We start from the raw sequence: 7,489 nt of genomic DNA on the forward strand, positions 1-7,489 counted from the left end.
AGTATATGTAGGAGCATTAGTATTGCCAATTTCTTCTCCAGCGGTAAATAATTGAGTTGAGCCAAAGTCCCATGCTGTAGTTTTTAAAGCTTTTTCTTTTTCTATATATAATTGAGAAGCTTTTAGTGTAGGGTGATTTTCTATAGCAATTTTTACAGCTTCATCTATTGTAATCGTTTTTTGTTGGGCTTGTGCTATTCCAAAACTAAAACCTAATAAAATAACTGTAATAACCGTTTTTGGGGTTTTAAATTTCATTGTGTTATGTGCTTTACTTTCAATCCATTTATATAGAATTGGGATAATAAATAAGGTTAATAATGTTGAGGTTAATAAACCGCCAATAACAACGGTGGCCAATGGTTGTTGTACTTCTGCACCAGATGAGGTAGAGAGCGCCATTGGTAAAAATCCAAGCATATCGGTTAATGCTGTTAAAAGAATTGGCCTAATACGTCTGCGAGTTCCTATTCTTATACGTTCGTTAATATTGGTTACACCTTCAGCTTTTAATTCATTAAATCCGCTAACAAGTACTAACCCATTTAATACAGCAACACCAAATAAGACTATAAATCCTACACCAGCAGAAATGCTAAAAGGCATATCACGTAGCATTAATGAAAATATTCCGCCAATAGTTGCTAAAGGAATGGCCATATATATCATTAGCGTTTGTTTAATAGATTTTAAGGCAAAGAAAATGAGTATAAAAATGAGTCCCAATGCAATAGGTACTACTGTTTTTAATTTGCTTGTAGCGCGTTCTAAATTTTCGAAAGCACCACCATATCTTACATAGTAGCCAGTAGGTAGTTTTATTTCTGTATCAATTTTTTGTTGAATCTCTTCAACTAAAGATTTAATATCACGGCCTCTAACATTAATTCCTACATAGGTTCTACGATTAGTATTATCTCTACTAATTTGCATAGGGCCTGGTTTGTAACTTATACTAGCAACTTCTTTAAGTGGTATTTGACTTCCGTTAGCTAAAGGCACAAATAGGTTTTTTACATGGTTTAAGTCTTTACGTAACTCTTCTTTTAACCTAACAACCAAATCAAAACGCTTTTCACCTTCAAAAATGGTTCCTGCCATACCTCCAGCAAATGCTGTTTGAATTAAGTGATTCAACTCATTTATTTGTAAGCCATATTGTGCTAGTTTATTTCGATTGTATTTAATAGTAATTTGTGGTTGTCCTGTAGTTGCTTCAACTTTCATATCTGCAACCCCATCTACTGTAGCAATAATTTTACCTATTTCTTCTGCTTTTTTTGCTAAAATGTCTAAATCCTCACCATATAATTTTACAGCAATGTCCTCGCGAACCCCAGTAATTAGTTCATTAAATCGCATTTCGATAGGTTGTGTAAACTCGTAATTTACCCCAGGAACTTGTTCTACTTCTTCTTTAATTTTAGTAATAAGTTCTTCTTTTGTAACAGCGCTAACCCATTCAGATTTTGGTTTTAAAATTACAAATACATCAGCAATATCCATTGGCATTGGGTCTGTAGGGACATCAGCTACACCAATTCGGCTAATAATGTCTTTAACTTCAGGAAAGTTAGTTTTTACAATTTTTTCAATTTTTGTAGTAGTTGTAATTGTTTCAGAAAGTGAACTGCCTGGTTTTAAAATAGCATGAAAAGCTAAATCTCCTTCGTCTAATTGAGGAATAAACTCACCGCCCATTTTAGAGAAAACATAGCCAGAAATACCTAACAGAACTAATGCAGAAATTACAATTAATCGCCCTCTTTTTAAAGTTCTAACTAAAACGGATTCGTATTTATTTTCTAACCAATGTACAATGTTGTCTCCCCAATACACTTTTTTTGTTTTTGGGGCTTTTAAAAATAAAGCAGTAGCCATTGGAACATAAGTTAAACAAAGTACCATTGCTCCAATCATGGCAAAACTAAACGTTAGTGCCATAGGAATAAACATTTTGCCTTCCACACCTTCTAAGGCTAAAATTGGTAAGAATACAATAAGAATAATAAATTGACCAAAAAATGCAGTATTCATCATTTTAGATGAAGCTTTGTAGGTAATGTTATCTCTATCTTTTGCAGAAACAGGTTTGTTTTTTTGAATGCGTTGATAGATTAAGAAAACTGTACTTTCTACAATAATAACGGCCCCATCTACAATAATACCAAAATCTATAGCACCTAAACTCATAAGGTTAGCCCATACATCGAAAATATTCATTAAAATAAATGCAAAGAGCAATGATAGAGGGATAGTAGATGCTACAATTAAGCCGCCCCTCCAATTACCAAGGAAAAAGACTAAAATAAAAATAACGATAAGTGCACCTTCTATTAAATTGTTTTTTACTGTAGATGTTGTATTTGCAATTAATTTACTCCTATCTAGAAAGGGTTTTATTGTAATGCCTTCTGGTAAGGATTTTTGTATGTCATTTATACGTTCCGTTACACTTTTTATAACTGTATTTGTACTAGCACCTTTTAACATTAAAATCATTCCACCTACAGCTTCACCTTCACCATTTTTAGTTAATGCACCATATCTGGTTGCATTGCCAAATTTTACAGTTCCAATATCTTTAATAGTTATAGGAATACCACCTTTATTAGTTATAACAATATTCTTAATGTCATCTAGCGAGCGTGCTAAACCTTCTCCTCTAATAAAGTTTGCTTGATGATTTTTTTCAATATAAGCTCCACCTGTATTTTCATTATTGTTTTTTAAGGCTAGATAAACATCATTAATAGTTATACCAATAGCATTTATTTCGTTAGGGTCTATAGCGACTTCGTATTGTTTAGCACTTCCTCCAAAAGCATTAACTTCTACTACACCGGGAACCATTGCCATTTGCCTACGAATAATCCAATCTTGAATACTACGTAGCTCTGTAGGACTATAGTTGTTTTTAAATTTAGAGTCTACCTCTAAAGTATATTGATAAATTTCTCCAAGACCTGTAGAAATAGGGCCCATCATTGGTGTACCAAAACCTTCGGGAATGCTAGCTTTAATTTCAGTTAATTTTTCTGAAACAAGTTGTCTTGGTAAATAAGTGTCTAGATCATCGCTAAAAACAATAGTAACAACAGACAAACCAAAACGCGAGATAGAACGAATTTCTGTAACCTCGGGAAGGTTTGCAACTGCAACCTCTATTGGGTAGGTTATAAACTGTTCAATATCTTCCGTACCCAAATTAGGAGCTTGGGTAATTATTTGTACCTGATTATTTGTAATATCTGGAACAGCATCTACAGGAACTTGTTTAGCACTATAAATTCCGCCTACAATTAATGCAAGTGTAAACAATGCAATAACAAATTTGTTATTGATTGAAAACTCAATAAGTTTATTAATCATTTGATTTATTTAAGTTTAATTAAAAAGAGGCTTTACCCAAAAATGAGAAAAGAATAATGGTTTCCTAGATTAAGGAAAATCGGACTATTTTTAATTAAACTTGTGGAGGTTGGAAAATAGAATCTAAATACTGATTGGTATAAGAAGAATTATGACTTATAGTTATTTTAGAACTAAAGTATTCTAAATTACTAAATTCAAACTTAAAAACAGAGACTATAACGTTAGAAGAAGTGCAAGAACAAATACAAAAATGACACTCCTTGTCACAATTAGAATCTTCCGGGTGATTTTTATCATCATGATGTTCTTTATGCCCTTCGATATCTATATGATGCCCCTCGTGAATAGTGTTGGTTTCTGTTATATGCGTGATAGCAACCATTTCATCATTATTAATTAAAAATTCATCACCAAACGAAAATATCGATGTTGTTATAATGATTAAGGATAATATGGCTGAAAAAATCTTCACAGTACAAATGTAAAAAGAAAAGTAATGCAATGGGATTGCATTACTATAAAAAGATATTTAGTAAATGCTATAAAACATGTGCGCACGAGAAGATTCGAACTTCCACGACCAAAAACGGTCACTGGCCCCTCAAGCCAGCGCGTCTACCAATTCCGCCACGTGCGCTTTTATAAGAGTAAAGGTATAAAAATGTTAGGTATTGCTTAACTTTTTTAAGAAGAGAATTTATAAATTTAATTTTAAAGACTATCTATTTACTCGTTAAATAAAAAAAGCAGCTAACGATTAGGTTAACTGCTTTTGTGTTGTGACCGGGCTGGGGCTCGAACCCAGGACCCTCTCCTTAAAAGGGAGATGCTCTACCAACTGAGCTACCAGGTCATTATTAACATTAAGTTATTTCCCTAATGCGGGTGCAAATATAAAAGCTTTTATCGATATTCCAACACTAATTTAAAGTTTTTTTTGTTTTTTTGCACTGCAATTTTCTATGCTTTTAATAATCAAATTGATAACAAAAAAATGAATATAATTTTATTAGGATATATGGCCTCAGGGAAGTCATTAATAGGAAAAAAACTAGCAGAAGCCTTACATTATAATTATATTGATTTAGATGCTTATATAGAATCTGAAGAACAGAATTCGGTAAGTGAACTATTTGATAAAAAAGGAGAACTATTTTTTAGAAAAGTAGAACATAAACATTTAAATACGCTGTTAGATACAAGTGAGAAAACAGTGATTTCTTTAGGTGGTGGGACGCCATGTTATTATAATACAATGGCGTTGCTTAAAGCAAACGAGAACTTTAAAACAATATATTTAAGAGTTTCTATTCCAGAATTAGTTAACAGGTTAAAAACAGAAAAGGAGCAAAGGCCAATTATAGCCCATATAGAAACAGAAGAATTATTAACCGAATTTATTGGCAAACATTTATTTGAAAGGTCTAATTTTTATAATCAAGCAGATGTTACAATAGATGCCAATGAAAATCCAGAAGCAATTATAGAAGCTATTTTATTAAAGTTATTTTAAAACAGCTTCATAAGTATCACCTTCTAAAACAACATTTACATGTTCGTTTAAAGAGGTAGATAACGATATGCCTTTAAAATCTGCTTTTACAGGATATTTTTTATGATTTCGGTTTACCAATACAGCAGTTTTAAATTGTTTTAATGGAACATCTAAAAAATGCTTTACGCCATAAATTAAGGTTGTTCCAGAATTTAAAACATCATCTATAAGTATAACAGATTTATTAGTGTAAGCTTCAGGTGTAATTGATGTTTCTATAGTTTGTCTAGGATCTTTTTTATCAATACTAACTTTACATAATATAGGAGTAATAGGGGAGACGTCTTCTAATATTGTTTTTAACTTCTCTGCCAATATATAACCATTACGATCTATACCCGCTAAAATAACCTCAGATTCGTTAACATTACTCTCATAAATTTGATAAGCAATACGTTTTATTTTATGATTTATTTCGTCGTGAGAGAGAATACTATTTTTTAATGCAGTCATAAAGAAATTATTTTAGTCAAATATAAAACAGAAGAAAGAATTAAATTACTTTTTACGATTCATTTTCTTTATAAATATCGTCAATGTCTCGCCTGTCTTTTTTTGTAGGTCTTCCAGTGCCTTTTTTGCGATAATGATCTTTAGCAAATTTTAAAAGCTCTTGAGCTTCAAAAGCAGACTTTGGAGTTGTATCTACTCTATAGATGTCAACAAGTTTTGCTCCAACGCGGTTAGGAGGAATATCTAAAACTGTTAAACTATAATTAATCTGGTTTTTTCTAAGTTCAATTTTGTCTGTTACATAGACCTCTCTACTTGGTTTTACTGCTTGTCCGTTTACTTTAACATGCCCCTTTTTACAAGCAGTAGTTGCAATATTCCTTGTCTTGTAGTGCCTTACACACCATAAATACTTGTCTATACGCATACAAATAATCTAAAATCTACGTTAATGATATTGTGCAAAATTATATTTAAACTTATCTTGCACCCAAAAATAAGCAATAAATGAATTTAAGAAAACTAACTTTAGCAACTTTATCTATAGTATTATTATCTTTTTCTTGTAAAAAGGATGATGGACCAGAGATTATTCCAGATAGAGATAGACAAGAAGTGTACGATGAAGATCTCATAGAGATAGAAGAATACTTAGAAACACACTTTTATAATTACGAAGAATTTAATGCAAATCCAGAGTATTCTTTAGCAAATGATGAGTTTGAATTAGTTTTTGATACAATAGAGGGGGCTAATGCAGATAAGATTCCTTTAATGGATCAAGTTATAGCAAAAACGATTACACAAGATGGTATAGACTATAAGTTATATATACTAAAAGTAAGAGAAGGGCTTAATAAAAATGTACATGGTTTAGATAAAGCAGCCGTAACATATAATGGAACGCTTGTAGACGGTACTTCTTTTGATAGTGCTGTAACACCTGCCTTTTTTAATTTAACAACAGTAGGTTCTCAAGGAGGAGTTGTGGCTGGGTTTAGAGAAGGATTAACAGAGTTTAAAACGGCAGATGGATTTACAGAAGCAGCAGATGGGTCTGTAGTTTACCATAATCATGGAATTGGAGCAGCTTTTATTCCTTCTGGATTAGGTTATTTCTCTAGACCAGTAGGTTCTATTCCTCAATATGCACCAATTTTTTTTAGGTTTAATGTATACTCTAGAAGTAATACAGATTTCGATTTAGATGGAATACCTTCTTATTTAGAAGACTTATCTATGTCTGGTGATGGACTAGATGATAATACAGATGGTGATTTATTAGTGAATTTTATAGATAATGATGATGATGGAGATGGTGTACTAACCAGAGATGAAGTTATAAAGAAAGCGTATACTAAAAATGAAAGTGATGTAGAATTTGCAACAGAAGCTGATGCACAAATGTATTATGATAATAATGCTGCTGCCGATGAAGTATTTGTTAGTATAGAAATAGAAAATGATGGAACGTACATTTTAAACACTGTTGTGGTGCCTAATACTAATACATCAGATTCTCCAGATTTACCAGATTATTTAGATAATACGGTAACTAATAATTTAAGCGATGATTAAATTTTTAGAATGTAAATAAAATACAAACAGCCAACTCATTGAGTTGGCTGTTTTGTTTATAATAGGTAAAAGCCAGTTTGTTTTCTTATAGCTTATAAGATAAACTTAATATAAGCTGCTCTGGTCTTGTATCTAATCTATCTGCAGCTATTGTTGTGTTATTTGTTATTACAGTGGCTTCATTATTATTAAAACCACGTTCATACCTTAAATCCAGACCTAGTTGGTCTATATTTAGACCTATACCAAAATGTAGTCCAACAGAAAAATCATTTTCAAGCTTGTCTATAACCGCATTGCTTAAATCTGATTCTAGAATGTATTGTAAAGAAGGACCAGCAAAGACGTGTACAGGACCTATAACTTTTATACCAACTAAAAGTGGTGCATCTAATTTTTGCATAGAGAAATCACCAGCAGTATCATAATCGCTTTTAGTACTGGTATACACTAGCTCAGGTCTAAAATATAGTTTGTTCCCTAATTTCCCGAAAATACCTATATGGTAACCTACTGTAGCTGTAGGAT

The 7,489-nt window shown here is 31.9% G+C and carries 7 protein-coding genes and 2 tRNA genes; 2 read left to right on the forward strand and 7 right to left on the reverse strand.

What is annotated here, in order from left to right:
* The 4 genes from ACVC2P_RS13480 to ACVC2P_RS13495 form a co-directional block, all read right to left on the reverse strand.
* On the reverse strand, window positions 1–3,372 hold a 3,372-nt coding region (locus tag ACVC2P_RS13480), incomplete at its 3' end, for an efflux RND transporter permease subunit (RefSeq protein WP_452598980.1).
* Window positions 3,373–3,466: 94 nt separating this feature from the next.
* The gene (locus ACVC2P_RS13485) at window positions 3,467–3,757 is read right to left on the reverse strand and encodes a hypothetical protein (protein ID WP_452598981.1); all 291 of its coding nucleotides are present in this window, start codon (window positions 3,755–3,757) and stop codon (window positions 3,467–3,469) included.
* Between the two features lie 169 nt (window positions 3,758–3,926).
* A tRNA-Leu gene (locus ACVC2P_RS13490) sits at window positions 3,927–4,012 on the reverse strand.
* A gap of 143 nt (window positions 4,013–4,155) precedes the next feature.
* A tRNA-Lys gene (locus ACVC2P_RS13495) sits at window positions 4,156–4,228 on the reverse strand.
* Window positions 4,229–4,369: 141 nt separating this feature from the next.
* On the opposite strand from ACVC2P_RS13495, the gene ACVC2P_RS13500 reads away from it, so the two are divergent.
* The gene (locus ACVC2P_RS13500; RefSeq protein ID WP_452598982.1) at window positions 4,370–4,888 is read left to right on the forward strand and encodes a shikimate kinase; all 519 of its coding nucleotides are present in this window, start codon (window positions 4,370–4,372) and stop codon (window positions 4,886–4,888) included.
* Here ACVC2P_RS13500 and ACVC2P_RS13505 read toward each other — a convergent pair.
* Window positions 4,880–5,383, reverse strand: a complete 504-nt coding sequence (locus ACVC2P_RS13505; RefSeq protein ID WP_452598983.1) for a phosphoribosyltransferase family protein — start codon at window positions 5,381–5,383, stop codon at window positions 4,880–4,882. The genes ACVC2P_RS13500 and ACVC2P_RS13505 overlap by 9 nt on opposite strands.
* Before the next feature lie 52 nt (window positions 5,384–5,435).
* Complete coding sequence (locus ACVC2P_RS13510) at window positions 5,436–5,810, reverse strand: RNA-binding S4 domain-containing protein (RefSeq protein ID WP_452598984.1); 375 nt, start codon at window positions 5,808–5,810, stop codon at window positions 5,436–5,438.
* A gap of 80 nt (window positions 5,811–5,890) precedes the next feature.
* Here ACVC2P_RS13510 and ACVC2P_RS13515 point away from each other — a divergent pair, with 80 nt between their 5' ends.
* The gene (locus tag ACVC2P_RS13515; RefSeq protein ID WP_452598985.1) at window positions 5,891–6,961 is read left to right on the forward strand and encodes an FKBP-type peptidyl-prolyl cis-trans isomerase; all 1,071 of its coding nucleotides are present in this window, start codon (window positions 5,891–5,893) and stop codon (window positions 6,959–6,961) included.
* 85 nt (window positions 6,962–7,046) lie between these two features.
* Here the strand turns inward: ACVC2P_RS13515 and ACVC2P_RS13520 are convergent.
* The coding region (locus ACVC2P_RS13520; RefSeq protein WP_452598986.1) for an outer membrane beta-barrel protein at window positions 7,047–7,489 on the reverse strand (443 nt) is incomplete at its 5' end.

Source organism: Pontimicrobium sp. MEBiC01747 (assembly GCF_053601635.1).

What these genes read in the sequence shown, in the direction of transcription:
- ACVC2P_RS13485 (WP_452598981.1), bottom strand. Translation starts at nt 3,757, where the DNA reads ATGGTTGCTATCACGCATATAACAGAAACCAACACTATTCACGAGGGG.
- ACVC2P_RS13500 (WP_452598982.1), top strand. Translation starts at nt 4,370, where the DNA reads ATGAATATAATTTTATTAGGATATATGGCCTCAGGGAAGTCATTAATA.
- ACVC2P_RS13505 (WP_452598983.1), bottom strand. Translation starts at nt 5,383, where the DNA reads ATGACTGCATTAAAAAATAGTATTCTCTCTCACGACGAAATAAATCAT.
- ACVC2P_RS13510 (WP_452598984.1), bottom strand. Translation starts at nt 5,810, where the DNA reads ATGCGTATAGACAAGTATTTATGGTGTGTAAGGCACTACAAGACAAGG.
- ACVC2P_RS13515 (WP_452598985.1), top strand. Translation starts at nt 5,891, where the DNA reads ATGAATTTAAGAAAACTAACTTTAGCAACTTTATCTATAGTATTATTA.